Consider the following 19,828-nt stretch of genomic DNA (forward strand, 5'->3'; position numbering starts at 1 on the left):
TAATAAATATATTTTAATTAAAATATATTAAATCATTATTCTAATGTTTAATCAAATTTCATATTTTAATTATAACTTAATTAAAATTCTTATTCTTATTCTTATATAAAAAAAGTATGAAATTTTAGTTATAAAAAAAAATAAAAACAAAATAATTTAATTACAATAAAAAGTAATGCCTAAATATTAGGCATTACTTTTTATCATGAAGGTGTTATTGGATTATTTGTTTTAGGTAATGTTTCGGTTTCAAAAATAGCATTTATATTATTCACATTAAAATTTTAATTTAATTGTTGATTTCTTGTTTGTATAGATGGTTTATTAAAAGATTTTTTTTGTTCTTTTGTAAACACTTGTATTTGTTCTTTGGTAAATGCTGCCTTTTGATTAGAAGTAAATCATTCTAATTGTTTTGGAGTTAATGATTCAATTTGAAATTTAAATTCATAAAAATCATATTCTATTGTTAATTGATTATTAATTGTTTTTAATGCTTTTCTTATTCCTTTTTCTAGTAGTGAAAACTTATTATAACTGAAATTTTTTATTTGTTCTGTTGTAAATGCTTGTATTTGTATTTTTGTAAGTGCTTTCATTTGTTTTTTTGAAAAAGCATAAAGCAGTAAATTATTTTTTGTAAATAAGGGAATTAAGTTGGAATTAATTGTTGAAACTTGATATGGGCTTAATAGTTGCAATAATTGTCTTCAAATTGGTAACCCATTATTATCATTTACTTTAATGATACTTAAAATAAATTTATCAATTTCTTGTTTATTGACAGTGTTTGTAAATGATTGTATTTGTGTTTTAGTAAGTCCTTTAAGTTCTGCTTTGCTAAATAATATTTGATTTTCTGTAGGCATATCTTTTAATCTTTGTCCTTTTCATTTAAATTTAATTTAATAAAAATCCTAATATAGAAATTATTTCTATATTAGGTATGAACATTTATTAAATTATAAAATAATTATAATATAAATTAATTATTTTTGTTATATTATGCATTTTATGAATTATAATTTAATATTTTTTAAATGAATATGTAATTTGTTTTTTTTAGACAGAAGTTACTGTTAAACTTCTGGTTCTCATAACTGGTTCTTTTGATGAATTTGCTAGTTCATTAGATACTCTAATGTAATCAGGAGTAATATTTGCTTTTGATACTTTTTTTGTAGAAACAAAACCACTTAATCTTAAAAATTCGTTAAATCGTGATTCTTTAATGTCATTAGGATTAACATTTTCTTTTGATACTCTTACTGTGGGGATAGTAGGATTTGTTCTTAAAAATTTGTTAATTCTTGATTCTTTTCTTCCAAAATTTGTAGTAGTAGCCATTCCACCAGCTATTAAAGTTGTACCAATAGCAACTGGTAATAATGAAGCACCACCAGTCATAGGTGCTGCAGCAACACAAGCTGTTGTTATTCCTGCAGTTGTTGTTAATGTTCCTGTAGTTATTGTGACACCAGCAATTACTTTTCTTTTTGTACTTATTTCACTAGGCATAATACTTTTCTTCCTTTTCTTTTTCAATATTTAATTTAATAAAAATCCTAATATAGAAATAATTTCTATATTAGTAATGAACAATTATTAAATTACAAAAAATATTATAATATAAAAAAATGAAAATATTTTATTTTTTTTAAAAAAAAATATTACTTAAAGGTACATAATGAAATATCAAAATAATATTAAATATATTATTATTATTATTATTATTTTATTGAAAAGTAGCCAATTAATAATTGCATTTTTTAATCAAACAAGTTAAGATTACTTATGGTAAATGTTATGCCCACGTAGCTCAGTGGATAGAGCACCGCCCTTCTAAGGCGGGGGTCAGAAGTTCGAATCTTCTCGTGGGCGCCATTAAATTTTAAAATACTAAGAAGGTTTAACTAAATAATGATAAATCATGACAATTATTATCAAGACATTATTGGTAAAATTAACCACCTCATTAGTGAAAATAAATGAGATCAAGCAATGAAGTTGGTCAAACATGAATTAGAGATGCCTTATATTCCTATTCATCATGAAGTTACATTACAAGAGTTACATCATAATATTACTACTCATATTAGATTAAATAGTAAAAATGAAAGTCATGAGTGAAATTTAGAGAGAATAAGTCATGTATTAATGAATCCATTTGATGAAGATCTTCATCCGGTGGCATTTTATTATTTACAAAGTCATAATGCTAGGTTAATTTTGCCAACAATTAAGATTTATCTTACAAATAAAAATATAAATAATATAAATAAAACACAACTATTATTTATATTAAATAATCAAGGTATTGATGAAGAAATAGAAGTAATAAAAGGTCATGATACATTTAAAATTAATCCAAAAAAAATAACACAATGACAAGAATCACTCGTTTATTTAAAGATTACAAAAATATTTGAAGATGAAGTTCATATTGATAATCCAGGTATTTATGGTATTTGCTTTTTTTTATTGGATAGTTATTTTGAGAATTTGTTTCCAACATTACCTAATAAAAATCAAGCAGCAGAATTAGCAGCTGCTTTGTATATTCGTGCTTGTAGTTTCCAATTTATTAGTGTAAAATTGGTAGAAAGTGCTAAAAAATTTAAAACTACTACTACTTTAATAAAAAAATACTTAAGTATTATGATTCAACAACAAATTACATAAGGAGAGATTTGAAAAATGACATTAAATATTATAAAAGATGAAAAAAATGGTCTTGGAAAATGACATGTTACCATTGATGCTAAAACTTGAAAAGATCAATTGGCAAAAGCTGAAAATAAATTGATTGCACAAGTAGAAATTCCTGGATTTCGTAAAGGAAAAGTTCCTACTAAAATGGCTAAAAAACATGTAACTGAAGAACAAACTTTACAAACAGCAACTAAAGCAGTTATTACTATTGCTTATGATTTTGCCTTAAAACAAAAACCTAACTTAATGCCTACTAATCAACCCGAAGTTAATGTGGAAAAATCTACTATTAAAGAGTGTGAAATAATGTTTGTATTTGATTTACCAGCAGAAATTACTATTGGTAAATATCGTGGTATTGATATAGTAAAACCTGTAGCAACTGTTAATCAAGAAGAAATTGATACTCAAATTAAACTATTACAAGATCGTTTTGCTATTTTTAATCCAAAAGAAAAAGGAAAATTAGAAAAAGGTGATACTGCGGTTTTTAATTTTACTGGTTTTTTAGAAGGTAAAAAATTCCCTAGCGGTGAAGCTAAAAACATGGAATTAGAAATTGGTTCTGGTAAATTTATTCCTGGTTTTGAAGAAGGAATGATCGGTATGGAACCTAAATCTAAAAAAACTATTGAAGTAACTTTCCCAGAAGATTATCATGTTCCAAATTTAAAAGGTCAATTAGTACAATTTGAAATTGAATTAAACGAAATAAAAACAAAAGTTATTAATGAAGATTTAGAAGAATTAGTAAAAGATGTTAACATTCCAGATGTTACTACTACTGAACAATTATTAGAAAATATTAAAAAACAAATTGAAGTACAAAAAACAATGACAATTAAGGAACAATTTATGGAAGAACTTATTGCTAAAATTGTTAAAGATTCAAAAATAATAATTCCAAATTTTGCTGTTAAAAATGAAACTGAACGTTTAGAAAATGAATTTAAAAAACAATTAGCTAATCAAAACTTTACAATTGAAAACTATATGGCAGCAACCGGTTTATCTCATGAAGAAATTATTAATGAAATAAAAAAGGATGCAATTATGCAACTTCAGAATTTTTTAGTTATTGAAGAAATTATTAAACAAGAAAAAATAGAAATTACCGAAGAAGAAGTTCAAAAACAATTAACAACATTTGCCGACCAATTTAAAATAAGCATTGAAGAAGTTAAAGCAAATATTAAAGATTTAAGTTTAGTGACTACTACCCTAAAACGTAATAAAGCCTTTGATTTATTATGAGAAAGTAACGGTAAAAACCAAAAGCAAACAACAAGTGCTTAATTAATTTAATTTGATAATTATTATATAACCTAATTACCAATTTAATAATTAGGTTATTTTATCGTTTATTTTTTTTCAAAAAGTAAAAATTATCAAAAAAAATAAATGTAATAAAATACTACTAGTATAAATTAAATATGAATTAATAAGTGCTGCTGTAATAGTATAGTATAAATCAAAAATTAGATATTTTAGCAATTAAGTATTGCAAGTGCTAATGTTTTATATTATAATCCAGTTAATACATTATTTGAGGTGAGACAATGAAGATAAAAAATATTACTAATATTCCAGTACTAGTAACAAGAGGAAGTTTTGTTTTCCCAACAGTTGAAATAGAACTAGAAGTTGGCAGACATAAATCAGTAGCGGCAATTAATGAATCGGTAGCTAAGTTTAATTCAGAAATTATTTTAGTTTCGCAAAAGGATCCAAAAGTAGATAATCCTCAATTAAGTGAAGTCTACAATCATGGTACTTTGTGTAAAGTGCAAATTAAAAAAAGTCATAATGATGGTACACTTACCGTATTTTTTTATGGACAACAAAGAGTTAAAGTTTCTAAGTTTTATGATGATAAATTTTATACAGGAGATGCTGAAACTTTAGTTAGTCCTAATGTTTCAAAATCATTAGAAGAAGAGTTGATCCAAAGAATTGTAAATAATTTACAACAGATTTTAGATGTTCATGGTTCAATTCCACAAGGTGTAATTAGTCAAATCACCGATGGAATGAAAGCTAGTGAAATTATTGATAAAATGGCTCAATTTTTACCATTTTTAACTATCAATAAACGCCAAGAAATTTTACAAGAAATTGATATTAATAAACGTTTAGATTTATTATTGAAAGATGTTGGTGGTCAAAAACAAGTTGGTGCTATTGAAAAGGATTTAACAGCTAAAATTAAAGATCGTATTGATGAACAACAACGTGAATATTATTTACGAGAAAGATTGCGTGCTATTAAAGAAGAATTAGGCGAAATTGATGGTAAGTCTAATGAAATGAAACGTTATTTAGAACGTTTAGAAACAGAAGAGTTTCCTGAAGCAATCAAAACTCGTGTTAAAGAAGAAATTAGTCGTTATGAAGATATGCCACAAGCTTCAAGTGAATCAAATATAATTCGTACATACATTGATTGAATGATGACTTTACCTTGATTTCAAAAAAGTGAAGAAAAATTTGATTTAATTAATGCAAAAAAAATTCTTGATAAATATCACTATGGTTTAGAAAAAGTTAAAGAAAGAATTATTGAATATCTTGCTGTTAAAAAAATGGCTAAGGCAATGCCAGGGCAAATTATTTGTTTAGTTGGTCCTCCTGGTGTTGGTAAGACTTCTTTAGCTAAATCAATTGCTGAAGCGATGGGGCGTACTTTCGTTAAAGTTTCACTTGGTGGAGTTAAAGATGAATCTGAAATTCGTGGTCATCGTAAAACTTATATTGGTGCGATGCCAGGAAGAATTATCCAAGGTATGAAACGTGCTAAAGTTATTAATCCATTATTTTTATTAGATGAAATTGATAAAATGTCATCTGATTATCGTGGTGATCCAGCTAGTGCTATGTTAGAAGTATTAGATCCTGAACAAAATGCTAATTTTTCAGATCATTATATTGAAGAAAATTATGATTTATCACAAGTTATGTTTCTAGCAACAGCTAATTATATGGAAGGTATCCCTGAACCATTAAAAGATCGAATGGAAATTATTGAGCTTTCTTCATATACAGAATTAGAAAAACTTGAAATTGCAAAAAAATATTTAATTCCTCGTGTTATTGAAATTACTGGTTTAAATAATAAAATGTTAAAATTTAAACCAAATTCAATTGAAGAAATAATTAAATATTATACAAGAGAATCAGGTGTTCGACAATTAGAAAGATTATTAAATAAAATTGCTCGTAAATTTATTGTTAAACTTTTGAATAAAAAAATTAGTACTGAAGAAATTGTTGCTGATAATGTTAAAGATTATTTAGGAAAACAAATTTTCGATTATACTAAAAAAGAAAATGAATCACAAATTGGAGTGGTAACTGGTCTTGCTTATACTCAATATGGTGGTGATATCTTACCAATTGAAGTAAACTACTTTAAAGGAAAAGGTAATTTAGTATTAACTGGTAAATTAGGTGAAGTTATGAAAGAATCTGCTACTATTGCTTTAGATTATATTAAAGCAAATGCTATTACTTTCAATATTCCTGATACTTTCTTTGCAGAACATGATATTCATATCCATGTTCCTGAAGGAGCAGTGCCAAAGGATGGTCCAAGTGCTGGTATTACTTTAACAACTGCAATTATTTCTGCTCTGACAAGTAGACCTGTATCAAAAGATATTGGTATGACAGGTGAAATTACACTTCGTGGTCATGTATTACCAATTGGTGGATTAAAAGAAAAATCAATTTCTGCTCATCGTAGTGGACTAAAAACAATTTTAATTCCAAAAGCTAATATAAAAGACTTAGAAGATATTCCAGAAGAAGTAAAGAAAAAATTAAATATTGTTTCAGTTGAATTTTATTCTGAAGTATATGATTTTATTTTTAATAAACATAAAGCAAAAATTCACTCACCTATTAATAATATTAAACCAACTTCAAGTATTATTGATGAAGGTTAAAATCTAATTAAATTATTAATAACTATAACTTTAAAAAAGTAAATACTAAAAACAAGTATTTACTTTTTTTATATAAAATTTTTTTATATTTGTGATAAATTTGATTTGCTTTTATTTGTTACAGAAAAATTAATTTCCGAATTTACACTTTTAATTATATTTTTTTTGTTAATTCGTAATATTAGTTCATTTATTTTTACTAAATTTTGTTGTTTAATTTCTTTGATTTTTGTTAAAATAGTTATTTTTGTTTCTATTTTTTTATTTCAATTAAATAATCCAATAGTAAGTATTTTCATTATTTTATTTATTTTTTTATTATTTAATTTTTTTGATAGGTTATTTATTGAATTTATAAAATTATTTTCTAATTTTTTTAAGGATTCTAAAGTTTTTATTTTTTTATTTAAAAATTGATAATGATTTTGAGTATTTTTTTTATTATTTTCTCAAAAGTCAAAAATATCATTGTAATCTTTACTATAAGTTTCAATCGGAAAATGTAAATAAAGATTAATAATATGATAATTATTTGCTATAAAGTTAACTTCTCTTTCTAAATCATTAATATCCATTTTTTAATGTCTCCTCTCTTTTAAAAAATAAAAAAACCCTTTACTTTTAAAATAAAGTAATGGGTTAAAACTTTGATCAAGTTTGTTTTTATATTATATATTATTTTAATTTTATAATTGAAAAATTAAATTATAAATAGTAAAAGTGTTGTTATTAATATTTTTTTATATTTTTATATAAAAATATTTAAAATTAAAAAATTGTGCATGGTGGACAACATTTTTTACCATATTGCATATTAATTAATTCTTCTGAATTTATACTATTTATATCATCATTAGTTACATTAGTTATTAGAAAAGTACTATCTTTTAAATATTGATCTTCATTATTTAACTGTTGGAGGTTAAAATTAAATTCTAGATTTCCATTTTCAATTTCATCTAAATGTTCTTCATAATCTACTAATAATTTTTGTTTTAAGTTAACAATTTTTTCATTGATTAAAGCAATTTCTTTTAATATCTTTTCTTTATTATTAAGACTAAAATTTTTTTTAAATGGATTCAAACTTTTTTCTAATTCTTTTTTCTCTTTTTTTAATTTTTTTATTTCTTTTTTTTGTGCATTTTTTTTCATAATTTTCTCCTTTTAAAAATAAAAACTCATTTACTTTTTATGAAATTAATGAGTAAAAACCTAATAAAGTTTACAATATATTATATAATATTTTAATTTTTATAACTTAAAAAACAAGTAATATTTATGTAGTAATTATGATAAAATTATAAAGTTATAGGAAGGAAGTAATTATGATTAAAGATAAAAAAAATAATGTTGAAATCATTAATGTCAGTAAAAACTATGATAGTAATGAAGTCATTAAAAATGTTAGTCTGAATATTGCTATTGGTGCCAAAATTGGTATTGTTGGCCCCAATGGTACTGGAAAAACAACATTATGTGAAATGATTTCCCAACTTCGTAAACCAACAACAGGTACTATTAATATTAAACCTGATTTAAAAATAGGCATGCAATTACAAGAAACTAAATTTCCTCGTGGTCTAACTGGTTGAGATATGGCCCAATATTATATGAGAGCTTATCGTTTAAATAAGTCTGTTGAAGACATTCAAAAGTTATTGTACTATTTGGACGCTGAAGCATTTATTAATAAACCTATTATTACTTTATCGGGCGGTCAACAACAAAAAATTAATATTTTATTAGCATTAATTGTTGAACCAGATTTATTAATTTTAGATGAATTAGCTACGGGATTAGATTTAGAGGTACGTGAGCGAATTTATGAATTACTAGAAAAAGAAGTTTTTATTAAACCTAATCTTTCAGTATTGATTGTTTCACATAATATGCAAGAAATTGAACGTTTTTGTCAACAAATTATTTTCATGTTTGAAGGTTCAATTATTAGTATAAATGATGTTAAAACTGTTGTTAAAGAATATGGAAGTATTGAAGAATATGTTAAAACTAAATTTAAAGAATATAAAATAGGTATGTATGATAGCGAAGCGTTATTAAAAAGATTAGGAGGGGAAAATAATGAAAAATGAGCTAAGTCTTGAAAAAAACACCTTAAAAAACAAAAATAATGATTGATCTCTTCTTAATTTATTTTGAAGTTATTTAAAACGTAATCGTTCAATTATTATTTTTTCAGTTTTCGTTTCACCATTGATTTTTATTGGTGCATCAATTGGTGGAAATAATCAAATATTATCATCACCTGCTGGTAAAAATATTGGACGATTTATTTTGATGATTATTTGATTGACACAAACTGCTTCCTTTTCAATTCAAACTTTTTTAGCTATTTTACTAGATTTAAAACAAAGCGTAGTTTATCGACGCATTGGTTTAACAAGAATTAGCAAAACCAAGTTTATTATTATAACATCAATATTTAATTTAGCTTTAGTTTTAATTTCTGATATTATTATTTTTATTGGTGTTATTATTATTGGTTATGTTGTTCCTTTATCTGGAATGATTAGTTCCATTTTTAATTGACAATTATTAATTATTATTTTATTTACATTATTTTTTTCTATTACTATTACTAGTATTGCTTTGCTAATGTCAGTTATTATTAAAAGTCGTACTGGACAAGCAATTGTTAGTTTATTTACTAGTTTATTAATTGTTGCGCCATTAATTATTTTAACTTACTTTTTAGCTAGTCTTATTGGTGAAGGATTAGTTTCAAGTATTGGTGCTGGTGCTGTTGTTGGTATTTTAGTGGGTATATTTATTGCCTTAAATCTTATTAGTTGTGGCATTTATTATTTAACTTGAAAACTATTTAAATGATTTGATTAATTTTTATAAAAGTATGTAATGAATTATAAAATAACAAAGGAGTGAAAATATACAATGCCTAAAAATATAAGAAAATATGTTATTGATGAACAACCAATTAATTATTTTGATAAAGTTAAAGCATGATTAGATAATCAAAATTAATTTGAAAATTTAGAACTATTATCAGAAGTTGCATCTCAACAAAACTATTTAAAACAAAGTGATAAGTTAAATACTAAAGTAATAAATCAATTAGAAAATAAATATTTGGAAAATGTTTCAAATTTAAATCAAAAATTGAAAATGTTTTAATATAATAACTTACTTATTTTTATTAATTTATAGTCTAATTATTTTTTATAAATAATTAGATTTTTATATATTAACAATATTTTGAAATAATAGTTTTATTAAAATACTCCTTTAAATTTATTTTTAAAGGAGTATGAATATTTAAAAAATAAATTATGAGTATAATCGAAAACCGTTCCCTAAAATTGTTTTAATTTGTCCTCCACTTTCAGATCCTCATGTTTTACCATAATGAGCAATGATGATTTGAAAAAATCATTTTCCATTTTCTTCATAAAAAGTTAATCTGGAATGGCAACCCTTTTTAGGACTATTTTTTGGTAGACATTTGTTTTTGATAACTAATTGGAGTTAGGTAGTTTAGAGTACTGTGAATTCTTATGTTGTTATATCAATTGATGTAATCAAATAATTCTAATTTTAATTGGATTAATGATGTAAAATTTTTATCATTAATAAATTCAATTTTGAAAGTTTTAAAAGTTGCTTCAGCAACAGCATTGTCATAAGGACATCCTTTTTTGCTTAAAGATCGAGTTATGTTGAAAGCTAATAAAAGTTTATCAATAGTTTTATTATTGAATTCATTACCGCGATCAGTATGAAATATTTCAATATCTTTTAAACAGTGATTTGATTGCATAAATGCTTGATATACTAATGATGCATCTTTTTTAACTCCAACACTATGTCCAATAATTTCGCGGTTAAATAGGTCGATTAATAGGCAAATATAGTTTCATTTACCATTAACTTGAACATAAGTTAAATCACTAACAATAACTTCATTTTTAATTCTATTATTAAAGTTTCTATTAACAAGATTGGTTATTTGACTATCATTGACTTTATTATGATAATTTTTGAATGATAATTTAGTGTATTTTGATATTAAATTATGCTTATTCATAATTTCTTTAATTTTTCTGCGTGATAAATAAATTTCTTGGTTTGCTAGTATGACTTTTAATCTTCTAGTACCATAAACTTCTTTATTTTCTTTAAAAGCACTAATAACAGCTTGTTCATAAATATTATTTTGAATTTTATTTTTTTTCTTTAAATTAAAATAATATGTTGATTTAGAGAGTTTTAAAAAATGACACATTGTGCGAATTTTATATTTAGATTTATTATTTGCAATAATCTCTACTTTCTGCCTATTATTAGTGCTGCTTGCTTTAAAATATCAATTTCCATTCGTAAGTGTTTTAATTCTTTATTTGCTTGAATTAATTGTTTTTCTAAATCTGAAAGATTATCTTTAGTTTTAAAACTACCTGAATTAGTAAATTGCTTAATTCAATTGTAAGTAGCTGCTCTTGTAACATTGTATTCTTTAACAAGGCAAGATACTGATTTGCCACTTTGATATAAAGCTACTATTTGTTTTTTAAATTCATCTGAATATGAGTTAATAGTGACCATAATTATAATTCCTTTCTTTTAACTAATTTGTTCACTTGTCTATGTAATTAGTGTCCAATAAAGTGTAACCCATCCAAGATTATTATTAGCAGTGATATAAATATTTCCATATTTATCAATACTTATGTGACTCAGAAAATTAATGTTAGTTGGTAATGTCATTTTTTTAAATTCTCATTCTCCCGCTAAACATTTATAAATACTATTATTAGCTATTATAAAAAAATTTCCGTCTCTCTCATTAATTTTTAAAAATCTAATATTTTCTAATTCTTTAGGTACTATCATTTGTTGAAAATATGTTTGTGTTGCAAGACATTTATAAATATTATTATTAGTTGCTACATAAGTATTTTTATCTTTATCAGTTTTTATAAATTTACCATTAGCAAATTCTTTAGGTACTATCATTTTTTCGAATTCTGTTTGTTCTGCTAAACATTTATAAACAGTATTATTAGCAAGTGCATAAATATTTCTATTTCTATCAGTTGTTAAAGACTTAATTTCATTTATTTTTCAATTATTATTTTCATTTTTAATACTTGTTTTAATTTTATTATTTGTGTTATTGATAAATAAGGTATTTAAACTGTTTGTACTTGCTATTGCTAAAATTGTTGTTGTAATTAGTGTTGATATCTTTTTCATATTTAAAAAACTCCTTTTTATTTTTTCCCAATAACTTCTTATTTTTAAGAAGTGAATATATTTTATTTTTTTTCAAATAAATTTCAAATAAAAATAGAACAAATTTTAATTTAAACTAAAAATCATAAAAAAATATATTTTATATTTAAAAAAATATTTTGAATGTTATAATAGTAGTAAATATGGATTAATTTGCATATATTATATAAAGCAGGGGTGGCATTGCCTGAGAAATACCCTATAACCTGATCTAGTTAGTACTAGCGGAGGGAGACTTTATTTTTTATATTTTAAAAAATGATAACTCCTTTTTGTTATGTAAGATAAATTAAAGGAGTTATCATTTTATTATGTTTAAAGAACAACTATTAACAACTATCAATTATAATAAAATTAAAAGCAAACTGGGGGTAGGAATGTTAATTAAAGCATCAGCCATTTTTAGTTTAATTACTCTTTTAACATTAACAGTTATTATTAGCATTTTACCTGCTAGTAGTATTAATCACTTTTTTAAAGTTACTACTATTATTGGTTGACAATTTTATAGCAGTAAAATTTATTTAATATTAATTCTTTGTTTATTATTAATTTCAGCAATTTTATTATCTGTTATTACATGAACAATTAAAATAGAAGATATGCATAAAAATATTGTTATTGTTACATTACTATCAATTTTTAGTATCAATCCCATTGCATTAATTTTTAATTGAATTAAACATTATCAATGACAAAAAGAAGAAACTTTTGCCATTTTAAAAACAAGATGATGAACTAATTTTAAATTTGCATTTGGTATTAAACGATGATTAGTTATTGATTATACAATTATTGGTTTATTTACTGGTGTAACTATTGCTTGTGCTTTTATTGAACAAAATTTATTACCAAAAATGCCATACGGCGGCGGTATTGCTATTAAATATATACCTTTAATGGTTATTAGTTATATTATTGGCTTTGCAAGTGGATGATTAACGGGTATGATTAGTGCTTTAATGTCATTATTATTTATTGGTGGTGGTTATGTTATTAATGCTTGAAGTTATTTATTAGATTATTTTTTGCCAATGACAACGCCCGCTATTATTTCATTATTACGTTTTAATTTAAAAGCTGATAAATCAATTTTTACTTATATTAATTATTTTTTACATTATTTTTTAGTTTGTTTAATTATTTATTTTTGACAAACAATAGCAGGATATTTTATTTGATCACAAATTACTAATGCTGACGGAAGTAAAAATATTTGATCAGGATTTAATCCTCTTTTTTACTCATTAGTTTACAATTTTATTCATATTTTTTTGTTTACTTATCCAATTATGCAATTAACAATACCTTTTATTTATCGTGGTTTAGTTAGTCACTATGTAGAAAGATATCGTTAGAATAGTAATTGTAATTACTATTTCTTTTTTAAATAGCGTTATAATATTAATTGATAGAAAGGGTGATTATAATGAAAAATGATGAAATAATCAAAGAAGATATTATTATTATGGATGGTGATATTAAATTAATGAATAAAGCATTAAATGAGAAAAAGGTTGTATTAGCAGCAATTGAATTAGGAAAACATGCTCAACATACAATTGATATTGGTTGATCTGAACATTTTCAAGCATATGCTAAATTAAAAAGTACAACTACTACTGGTACTTGTTTTTGTAAAAAACCAGCAACTCATTTAGTTTATTTTTGGCGATAATAAGATAATATAATTTTTAAGTAATTTAATTAACTACTAGATGAGAATTAAAAATAAATTCTTTATCTAATTGATTTTGATATTCTGGATTTGTTATTAATCTTTGTTTTATTTTTGGTTTATAATAAGTAAAATAAATAATAGTAGCAATTATAATAAATACTCAAAATATTAAAAACTTAATCGCAATTGCAATTAATATGATTCCTTTGTTGCTTACTAAATCATGAATCATATTATAATTAAAAATAATGAATTGACTAATTAAAAATAATAAACAGATAATAAACATAATTCATTCAATAACTTTTATTTTTATTTTTTTATAATAACCCATAACACAAGTTGCTGCTATAACAAAAAGATAAACAAAGATTGTTATATTAGTTGTAAATCCCAACATTTGGTTATAATTAAAACTAATTCCAATTAAATCCGGAATTATTAGCATAATAATACAAACTATAATTGTAATTATAAAATTAATAGTATTACCATACATTGCAATATTTTCTTTATTTAATTTGGCTATTTTTTCACTAATGTATCCTTCTTTGGCTAATGGTTGTAGCATAGCTCCAGAATATAGCGCTACTTGTATTACACCATTCAATTTAATTGATAAAGTACAAATAACTAGTAAAATGATACCCGTTGTACCAGCAATGCCAGCAATAACATTATTTGGGTTATAATTATTACCACCATTTGCTCATCCGTTATTACCATTAGGTCCCTGCGAACTGATGGCACCAATAATTAAAATTGTAATCATTAAATAAAAAATAGTTGTCAAAAATAAGACAATAATTGTTCCCTACCTAAATTTTTATTAGGATTTTTAACATTTTTTCCAATAACAGTAAAGGTCTCAAAACCAAGGAAAAAGTAGAAAAAATTACTAAAAGCATTATTAAAAATATTAATTGTAAAATGAAGATGTTTAGTACCAACAAATGCTTGTTGATAAACTATAGTGCCGTTTTTGATTACCAGAATAATGGCACAAATAATCAAAAAACAAGTTGACAGTCATTTAATGATTCCTGAAATATTAACAAATCAACGAAAACCTCTTAATCCAAAATAGATACAACTTGTAACCAAACAATAAACTATAATTACTAAACTATCAATAAATAAATTAGATCATCTATCAGGTAATCAAGAAAAAAATGATAATTGGTTTAAGTTAATTCTAAACATTGAAATAATACCACCAATAACAGTAGATGGTAAAATGATATATTGCATAAAGCCGGTTATTCATCCTCAAAAACGACCAAAAGTTGCTCTAACATAAATATATGCTCCAACCATTATTACCAGCATAAACTTTACTACATTTTAAAAAAGCACATGCACTAATACTAGCCATTATAGCGCCTAAAATCATAATTCAGATTAGATGTAATCCAACTCCGCCATTATTTCAATAATATATTCCTATAAAAGACATAGGAAAAGCTATTGTGCAAGTATAATTAAATCCAAAGTCACACCAGTTCTCCTAAGCCTATTTTTTGCTGCTTTGTTTTTTGTTTTAAAGACTTATTTAAAACTTTTTGTGTGTTCATAGAATCCTCCTTTGAATTTATTTAATATTAACGATAATTATATAATATATTTTATTTGAAATACAATAAAAACTATTTCTTTTTTGTAGAAAATAAATATTATCAAATGGTTTAATAACATTGATTGATAATTAACAAAATATTTAAAATATAATTTAATCAATAAGTAAACATTGCAACTTGTTAAATGATTATGATATTATGGTTTTATGATTACTTTACCTGAACATATTAAAGGAGAAAAACATGAGTTATAATCACCAACAAATAGAAAAAAAATGACAGCAGTATTGATTAAAAAATGAAACTTTTAAAACAAACATTGATGATAATAAAAAACCAAAATCATATATTCTTGATATGTTCCCTTATCCTTCAGGATCAGGTTTACATGTTGGCCATCCTAAAGGTTATTGTGCTACTGATGTTATTTCTCGAGTTAAAATAATGAATGGTTTTAATGTTTTGCATCCAATTGGTTGAGATGCTTTTGGTTTACCAGCTGAGCAATATGCCTTAAATACAGGTAATAATCCAGAGACATTTACTAAACAAAACATTAATAATTTTCGTAAACAATTACAAAGTATTGGTCTAAGTTTTGATTATAATAAAGAAGTTAATACTACAGACCCTCAATATTATAAGTGAACACAATGAATTTTCATTAAACTTTATGAACAAGGGTTAGCTGAAATTAAAGATGTTGAAGTTAATTTTTGTGAACAGTTAGGAACTGTTTTAGCTAATGAAGAAATAATTAACATTAATGGTCATATGGTTTCTGAACGTGGTAATTTCCCAGTTATTAAAAAACCAATGCGTCAGTGGGTTTTAAAAATTACTAAGTATGCTGAAAAATTATTAAAAGGATTAGATGATTTAGACTGACCAAATAGTGTTAAGGAATTACAACGTAATTGAATTGGTAAAAGTGTTGGAACATTAGTTGATTTTGTAGTTGAAAATAATAAATGTAAGGTTTCTATTTTTACTTCAAGGGTTGATACTATTTTTGGTGTTTCATTTTTAGTACTTGCTCCTGAACATCCATTAATTCATGATTTAACAACTAGTGAATATTCGCAAGCAATTACTCAATACTGTTTAGATGCTAAAACTAAAACAGATTTAATGCGTCAAGGATATGATACTTTAAAATCTGGTGTTTTTACTGGAAGTTATGCTATTCATCCTTTTACTAAAAGTAAATTACCAATTTGAGTTGGTGATTATGTTTTAAATCATTATGGGACAGGAGCAATTATGGGTGTTCCTGCACATGATAGTCGTGATTTTATTTTTGCTAAAAATAAAAATTTACCAATCAATTTTATTATGAAAACTAATAATAAAAATGAACCATTTTTGGGTACTAGTGAATATATTAACTCTGATTTTATTAATGGTAAGGATTTAGAAACAGCTACTAATTTAATTGTTAAAAAATTACTAACTTTAAAACAAGGAAAAGTACATACTGCATATAAGTTACGAGATTGACTTTTTTCTCGTCAACGTTATTGAGGTGAACCTTTTCCGATAATTTATTGAGAAGATGGTACAATCTCAACAGTAGATGAACAACAATTACCAGTATTATTACCAAAAATGACTAATATTAAGCCATCTAATTCGGGGAATGCACCTTTAACTAATGCACCAAATTCCTGATTACATGTAACTAGAAAAGATGGTGTAAAAGGAAAAAGAGAAATTAATACAATGCCACAATGAGCAGGTAGCTGTTGATATTATTTAGCATATATTTTAAAAAATGATGATGGTACTTATTGTGATTTTAATAGTGCTATTGCGCAAAAACGTTTTAACTATTGATTACCAGTTGATTTATATATTGGCGGTCAAGAACATGCTGTTTTACATTTATTGTATGCTCGTTTCTGACATTTAGTACTATATGATTTAAAATTAGTTAGTGTTAAAGAGCCATTTTTAAAATTGGTAAATCAAGGTATGATTCTTGGTGAAAATAATGAAAAAATGTCTAAATCACGCGGTAATGTTGTTAATCCAGATGATATTATTAATGAGTATGGTGCTGATACTTTACGAATATATGAAATGTTTATGGGACCATTAACAGCATCTTTACCGTGATTAAATAGTGGTTTAGTTGGTTGTTATAAGTTTTTAATGCGTATTTATCGTCTTGTTAATAAAGATGAGTATAAAATAAAAATTACTACTAAGAATGATAAATCATTAGATACAATTTATCATCAAACTGTAAAAAAAGTAACTAATGATATTAACGATTTAAATTTTAATACTGCTATTGCGCAACTTATGATTTTTATCAATGCTTGTTATAAAGCACCAACTATTTATCAACAATATTTAGTTAATTTTTTAAAATTATTAAATCCATTTGCTCCACATATTGCTGAAGAATTATGATTTCAATTTGGTAATAAAGAAAGTATTAATAAAAGTCAGTTTCCAAGTTATGATGAAAAATTTTTGATTACTAGTGAAGTTACTATTGCTATTCAGATTAATGGTAAAACGAAAATAACTTTAGTAGTAAAAGAAAATTTAAATAATCAAGAACTTTTAAAAGTAGTTAATAATGAAGAAAAAGTAAAATATTGATTGCAAGATAAAACAATTATTAAGACAATTTGTATACCAAATAAGATTGTTAATTTTGTTGTTAAGTAAAGGAGGAATAATGAAAGTTGCTATTATTTTTGCAGCAGGAATTGGCAGTAGATTACAACCTATCTCAAATAATGTTCATAAATCGTTAATTAAATTTAAAGGTTTAACTTTAATTGAACATATAATTAATCATTTAATTGAAATACATGATTTAAAAAAAATTATTGTCATTACTGGTCATTTAAAAGATGAATTTAATTTTCTTACTCATAAATATTCAAAATTAATTTTAGTAAATAATCAACATTTCCTTGATTATAATAGTGGTTATGCTTTGACATTAGTATCATCATATTTTAATGGTCAAGATGATATTTTTATTATTTCTGGTGATATGATTAGTACAAAAAATATTTTTTTAAATAATTTTTCAACTAATATGATGGCCGCTATTAATCGTGATCATGATAATATCAAAGAAGATTGAAGTTATAAATTAAACAAGAATGGTAATATTATTGATATTATTAAAAGTAAAAAAAAGGATAGTTTCTTGGCAGGAGAATGAAGTTATATTACTAAAAAATGAGCAAAAGTTCTTGGTGAAGATTTAATAAATCCACAACAAGAACTTGTATTGCAAACAACAATGGTTGGTAAATATTTAATTAGTAATAGTATTAAACATAATTTTGAATTAAAACCTTATGTTTTATCATTTGATTGTCATTGGGATGTTGATAATATTATTGATTTAGAACGAACTAATAAATATTTTAAATAATTTAAGTAGTTAATTTTTTTCCAGAAGTTGTTGTTGAAACTACTGGAATTTCTTCACGATTACAACTATGTGCAACATTTTGGAATGGATTAGTAGTATTACCGTTTAATTTTAGTGCTTCTGCTGTTGTTTCTGCTACTGATTCATTTTCTGGATCTAGTGCATCTACTTCTTTAAAACTAACTTGTCCATTACTACGAGCAATAACATTATTGTTTTGATTAACATTATCTTTATTTTTAATAATATTAACTGACTGATTTAGTTTAGGTTTTTTAGTTCGATTATTAAATAGTGAAACTAAAAGTTTTTTTAATCATATGTATGGAAAAAAAGAAATATAAGCGACATCTTTTGCAAATTTTACAATTCAATTTCTACTACTACCACCAGAAGAAGTATTTGCTTTTTCTTTTTTATCTTTTTCACCTTGTAATTTATCAAAAATTTCTTTATTTGGTTGTTGCTGTTGTTGTGCTGACATAATTTTTCACATCCTTTTTTATTTAAAAATAATTAGGTTCCACTTATCTAATAAAAAAGAATAAGTCGAACCTAATGGTCTTTAATAATTTAGTTTATTATGTTGTTAGTATAACATATTTTCAATTTTTAAGCACAATAATTAAAAAAATAACATCCTTACTTTTGAGTTAATAAATCATAATTTTATTTAAAAATATTTATTTTATCTTTTAATTTTTATGAAAAATTTTATACTGTATTTTGGATATTTTTAAAAATAAATATTTAAAAGAAAGGGAGAAAAAATATTATGAATGAAAAAGAAAAAGCAGCAAAATTATTACATGATGCAGGACAAGAAAGTAGAAGACTTGATTTATTACTTGTAAAAGCTAAGAAACAAGAAGAGACATTAAAAAAAATTGAAGAAGAAAAACAAATAAAAAAACATAAATCAAGAAATCCGAAAATTTAAATCTCATTATTTAATTTTAGATAAAAACTTATGAAATAAAATTTAATATAGTTCTAAATTTATTATTTTATTTTAAAAAGAAATATATTGAAATTAAAGGTTATTCAGAAAAATTAAATAACATTTATAAATTCAAAAATATCCATAAATTAAAATAATTAAAAGCTTAGTTATTATGTTTAATAATACTTACTGACAATAGATATTTTTCATAAATTAAATAAATATTAATTTAAATAAAATATGCTTATTTATATTAAAAAATTATTGTAAATTATGTAATATTTGATAAAA

The 19,828-nt window shown here is 23.7% G+C and carries 19 protein-coding genes, 1 tRNA gene and 1 riboswitch; of the genes, 11 read left to right on the forward strand and 9 right to left on the reverse strand.

Annotated features, from left to right (window positions below):
* Window positions 1–284: 284 nt before the first annotated feature.
* Together AACK94_RS03770 and AACK94_RS03775 are read right to left on the reverse strand one after the other, a co-directional pair.
* A complete protein-coding gene (locus AACK94_RS03770) occupies window positions 285–869 on the reverse strand; it encodes a hypothetical protein (RefSeq protein ID WP_338976277.1) in 585 nt (194 codons plus the stop codon).
* 193 nt (window positions 870–1,062) lie between these two features.
* On the reverse strand, window positions 1,063–1,518 hold the full coding sequence (locus tag AACK94_RS03775; RefSeq protein WP_338976278.1) for a hypothetical protein: 456 nt from the start codon (window positions 1,516–1,518) through the stop codon (window positions 1,063–1,065).
* A gap of 290 nt (window positions 1,519–1,808) precedes the next feature.
* Here AACK94_RS03775 and AACK94_RS03780 point away from each other — a divergent pair.
* The 4 genes from AACK94_RS03780 (at window position 1,809) to lon (ending at window position 6,656) form a co-directional block, all read left to right on the forward strand.
* Window positions 1,809–1,884 (forward strand) — tRNA-Arg (locus AACK94_RS03780).
* Between the two features lie 36 nt (window positions 1,885–1,920).
* Window positions 1,921–2,682, forward strand: coding sequence for a DUF3196 family protein (locus AACK94_RS03785; RefSeq protein ID WP_338976280.1), 762 nt, complete (start codon window positions 1,921–1,923; stop codon window positions 2,680–2,682).
* 15 nt (window positions 2,683–2,697) lie between these two features.
* Window positions 2,698–4,008, forward strand: a complete 1,311-nt coding sequence (gene tig, locus AACK94_RS03790; protein WP_338976281.1) for a trigger factor — start codon at window positions 2,698–2,700, stop codon at window positions 4,006–4,008.
* 263 nt (window positions 4,009–4,271) lie between these two features.
* A complete protein-coding gene (gene lon, locus AACK94_RS03795) occupies window positions 4,272–6,656 on the forward strand; it encodes an endopeptidase La (protein ID WP_338976282.1) in 2,385 nt (794 codons plus the stop codon).
* Window positions 6,657–6,739: 83 nt separating this feature from the next.
* Here lon and AACK94_RS03800 read toward each other — a convergent pair whose 3' ends face one another.
* Both AACK94_RS03800 and AACK94_RS03805 read right to left on the reverse strand, forming a co-directional pair.
* Window positions 6,740–7,231, reverse strand: coding sequence for a hypothetical protein (locus AACK94_RS03800; RefSeq protein WP_338976283.1), 492 nt, complete (start codon window positions 7,229–7,231; stop codon window positions 6,740–6,742).
* A 193-nt stretch (window positions 7,232–7,424) separates the two neighbouring features.
* On the reverse strand, window positions 7,425–7,811 hold the full coding sequence (locus tag AACK94_RS03805) for a hypothetical protein (protein WP_338976284.1): 387 nt from the start codon (window positions 7,809–7,811) through the stop codon (window positions 7,425–7,427).
* A gap of 173 nt (window positions 7,812–7,984) precedes the next feature.
* Here AACK94_RS03805 and AACK94_RS03810 point away from each other — a divergent pair, with 173 nt between their 5' ends.
* Window positions 7,985–8,791 carry an ABC transporter ATP-binding protein gene (locus tag AACK94_RS03810; protein WP_338976285.1) on the forward strand — a complete coding sequence of 269 codons (807 nt, stop codon included), beginning with the start codon at window positions 7,985–7,987 and terminating at the stop codon, window positions 8,789–8,791.
* Window positions 8,742–9,518, forward strand: coding sequence for a hypothetical protein (locus AACK94_RS03815; RefSeq protein WP_338976286.1), 777 nt, complete (start codon window positions 8,742–8,744; stop codon window positions 9,516–9,518). The genes AACK94_RS03810 and AACK94_RS03815 overlap by 50 nt, the downstream gene beginning before the upstream one ends.
* A gap of 604 nt (window positions 9,519–10,122) precedes the next feature.
* Here AACK94_RS03815 and AACK94_RS03820 read toward each other — a convergent pair.
* Together AACK94_RS03820 and AACK94_RS03825 are read right to left on the reverse strand one after the other, a co-directional pair.
* A protein-coding gene (locus AACK94_RS03820) for an IS3 family transposase (RefSeq protein ID WP_338976287.1) occupies window positions 10,123–11,240 on the reverse strand; the annotation gives its coding sequence in 2 pieces (ribosomal slippage) (window positions 10,123–10,970 and window positions 10,970–11,240; 1,119 coding nt in all).
* A 39-nt stretch (window positions 11,241–11,279) separates the two neighbouring features.
* Window positions 11,280–11,891, reverse strand: coding sequence for a hypothetical protein (locus tag AACK94_RS03825; RefSeq protein ID WP_338976288.1), 612 nt, complete (start codon window positions 11,889–11,891; stop codon window positions 11,280–11,282).
* Between the two features lie 202 nt (window positions 11,892–12,093).
* Window positions 12,094–12,181: riboswitch (TPP riboswitch) on the forward strand.
* A gap of 60 nt (window positions 12,182–12,241) precedes the next feature.
* Here AACK94_RS03825 and AACK94_RS03830 point away from each other — a divergent pair.
* Together AACK94_RS03830 and AACK94_RS03835 are read left to right on the forward strand one after the other, a co-directional pair.
* Window positions 12,242–13,288: an energy-coupled thiamine transporter ThiT gene (locus tag AACK94_RS03830; RefSeq protein WP_338976290.1), complete on the forward strand. Its 1,047-nt coding sequence runs from the start codon at window positions 12,242–12,244 to the stop codon at window positions 13,286–13,288.
* A 71-nt stretch (window positions 13,289–13,359) separates the two neighbouring features.
* Entirely contained in the window at window positions 13,360–13,608 is a 249-nt protein-coding gene (locus tag AACK94_RS03835; RefSeq protein WP_338975120.1) for a hypothetical protein, read from the forward strand.
* Window positions 13,609–13,633: 25 nt separating this feature from the next.
* Here AACK94_RS03835 and AACK94_RS03840 read toward each other — a convergent pair whose 3' ends face one another.
* Both AACK94_RS03840 and AACK94_RS03845 read right to left on the reverse strand, forming a co-directional pair.
* Entirely contained in the window at window positions 13,634–14,383 is a 750-nt protein-coding gene (locus AACK94_RS03840) for an amino acid permease (RefSeq protein ID WP_338976291.1), read from the reverse strand.
* Window positions 14,383–14,928 carry an amino acid permease gene (locus AACK94_RS03845; protein WP_338976293.1) on the reverse strand — a complete coding sequence of 182 codons (546 nt, stop codon included), beginning with the start codon at window positions 14,926–14,928 and terminating at the stop codon, window positions 14,383–14,385. Before AACK94_RS03845 ends, AACK94_RS03840 begins: the two co-directional genes overlap by 1 nt.
* 503 nt (window positions 14,929–15,431) lie before the next feature.
* Here AACK94_RS03845 and leuS point away from each other — a divergent pair.
* Both leuS and AACK94_RS03855 read left to right on the forward strand, forming a co-directional pair.
* Window positions 15,432–17,870 (forward strand): leucine--tRNA ligase, encoded by a 2,439-nt coding sequence (leuS, locus tag AACK94_RS03850; protein ID WP_338976294.1) that lies wholly within the window; start codon window positions 15,432–15,434, stop codon window positions 17,868–17,870.
* A gap of 10 nt (window positions 17,871–17,880) precedes the next feature.
* Complete coding sequence (locus tag AACK94_RS03855; protein ID WP_338975196.1) at window positions 17,881–18,594, forward strand: sugar phosphate nucleotidyltransferase; 714 nt, start codon at window positions 17,881–17,883, stop codon at window positions 18,592–18,594.
* Between the two features lies 1 nt (window position 18,595).
* Here the strand turns inward: AACK94_RS03855 and AACK94_RS03860 are convergent, their stop codons facing one another.
* Window positions 18,596–19,078: a hypothetical protein gene (locus tag AACK94_RS03860; RefSeq protein WP_338975198.1), complete on the reverse strand. Its 483-nt coding sequence runs from the start codon at window positions 19,076–19,078 to the stop codon at window positions 18,596–18,598.
* A 291-nt stretch (window positions 19,079–19,369) separates the two neighbouring features.
* Here AACK94_RS03860 and AACK94_RS03865 point away from each other — a divergent pair, with 291 nt between their 5' ends.
* On the forward strand, window positions 19,370–19,534 hold the full coding sequence (locus AACK94_RS03865) for a hypothetical protein (protein WP_338975199.1): 165 nt from the start codon (window positions 19,370–19,372) through the stop codon (window positions 19,532–19,534).
* Window positions 19,535–19,828 lie beyond the last annotated feature (294 nt).

The organism is Spiroplasma endosymbiont of Monopis laevigella (assembly GCF_964019975.1).
Taxonomy (GTDB): domain Bacteria; phylum Bacillota_I; class Bacilli_A; order Mycoplasmatales; family VBWQ01; genus Spiroplasma_E; species Spiroplasma_E ixodetis_A.